The sequence below is a fragment of the Sphingobium sp. LMC3-1-1.1 genome (genome assembly GCF_040676285.1).
Lineage (GTDB): Bacteria > Pseudomonadota > Alphaproteobacteria > Sphingomonadales > Sphingomonadaceae > Sphingobium.
In genome coordinates this window covers 1-1,831 of the sequence record NZ_JBEGHQ010000025.1, presented here as the reverse complement: position 1 = coordinate 1,831, position 1,831 = coordinate 1, and the positions used below count along the sequence as shown (strand labels likewise).

Genomic DNA, 1,831 nt, shown 5'->3' with positions numbered 1-1,831 from the left:
TCCACGGCCATGATCGCATTTTGCGAAGCACCCCGCTTGAATTCCTCCGGCAGCATCTCCGGAGTACAATGGATGTGTTGAGGGTGGCTACACATGTCGCTCTCCAATGGTCCTATTAAACAGGTGCATATTCGTCGGCAGACGCCGTATCAAAATGCGCGCGCGGCGGATCGCCCTCCAGGCCAAGACCTGACCACACAGCGCGAAGAACCGCCGCTATGTCGAGATCATATTTCGCAAAAAGATGCTCGCGACTCCCAGACTCGGCAAACCGGTCCGCAATCCCAATCCGACGAAGCGGAACAGCCAAGCCCGCCTCAGCAAGGGCTTCGGCAACTGCCGAGCCCAAGCCGCCGATGATCGAATGATTTTCTGCCGTCAGGATCAGCCGGGATCCGCGCGCCGCCTTCAAAATGGTGTCGCTATCCAACGGCTTGATCGACGGCGAATTGACGACGCCGACCGAAAGACCGTGCTGCTCCAGCGTGGATGCGGCAACGAGCGCGGCCGGGACCATCATGCCCGATGCCACGATGGTAACGTCCGACCCCTCACTGAGTATATGCGCCCGACCGAATTCCAGCTTATGATTGTCGTCGAAGATCCGCGGAATCTCTCCACGCTTGAGGCGCAGGTAGACCGGCCCCTTGCGATCCGCCGCAATCGTGACCGCCTGGCGGATTTCACTCGCGTCGGCCAAATCGAGCACCGCCATATTGGGCAAAGCGCGCATCAGCGCCATGTCCTCGATCGCCTGATGGCTGGGGCCACCTGGACTCGATAGACCTGGCATAAAGCCCGCTATGACGACGCTGAGGTTAGGATAGGCAACCGCCATCGCAAGCTGATCGAAGCAGCGCCGGGTTGCGAATACGCCGAATGTATTGACGAACACTGTGTGCCCCGCCCGCGCCAGGCCACCAGCGATGCCGATCATATTTGCCTCGGCCATGCCTACATTGACGAATCGATCGGCCAGTTGGTCGCGGAAAAGGTCGGTCTCGGTTTGTCTGGTTAGATCTGCTCCAAGGCAGATGATTTCGCTGCGCTGTTCAGCAAGAGCGACGAGCGCCCTGCCATAGGGCTTGGTCTCGATCTGATAGGGAGGCAGATGGGTGCTGCTCACTGATTGTGCGCGCGATGCCTCATGAAATGTCATGCCCAAATCCCCTTCACGATACCCGAATTTCCGTCGCGGCAGCCACGACCCAAACGGGTTAACTGGCACGGAGGATAAGAGTCATCGATCGCAGCAGTTAGGATTGGCGGCTTGATCGCTTGAACTGCACGTTCCGCTTGATCGTTTCCGGCTCCGGCGGCCGGCCCCGGAGGCCGTTGTTCGGGCAGCCGGTTGCAATGATCGCCTCAGCTCATCCCGCAGGCGGGTAGTGGAGCCATTCCGTTGCGTCCCGGATGACGCCGTGGTGACCTGGCCATCCCTCAGCCCCGATGGATCGTTCGCTATCTCCTGTCGGCCGCCGTGGCATCGTGGCTCGCCCCGCTGGTCTGCGCGCTTGGCTTCGGTCAGATCACCAGGGCGACTACAATAGCCGCAACTCTAACCGTTCCCGGCACCCGCCCGATGCGGCAGGCCATATTGTTGCGAGCTTTCCAGGCCGAGTTCGATCTCTGCCCTGATGGGAGCAAGATGGGCAGGCTCCCATTATGAGCGCTTGCACGGTGAGAAATCCGGTGCCGTGCTAAACTAGGCGATGTTGACAAAAGAGGTTTTCATTTGGGCTGAGTTCTGATTCAAGGCTGCTTTTTTGGGGCAGCGATGTTTCGGGGCGATTTGTCGGATGAAGAGTGGGCGGTGATCGGCGGACTTCTG

Annotated in this window: 1 protein-coding gene; it reads right to left on the bottom strand. The window is 59.5% G+C overall.

The window, feature by feature from the left end; genetic code table 11:
• Positions 1–115 precede the first annotated feature (115 nt).
• Positions 116–1,159 carry a transketolase family protein gene (locus MRBLMC3_RS16115; RefSeq protein ID WP_363736937.1) on the bottom strand — a complete coding sequence of 348 codons (1,044 nt, stop codon included), beginning with the start codon at positions 1,157–1,159 and terminating at the stop codon, positions 116–118.
• Positions 1,160–1,831 lie beyond the last annotated feature (672 nt).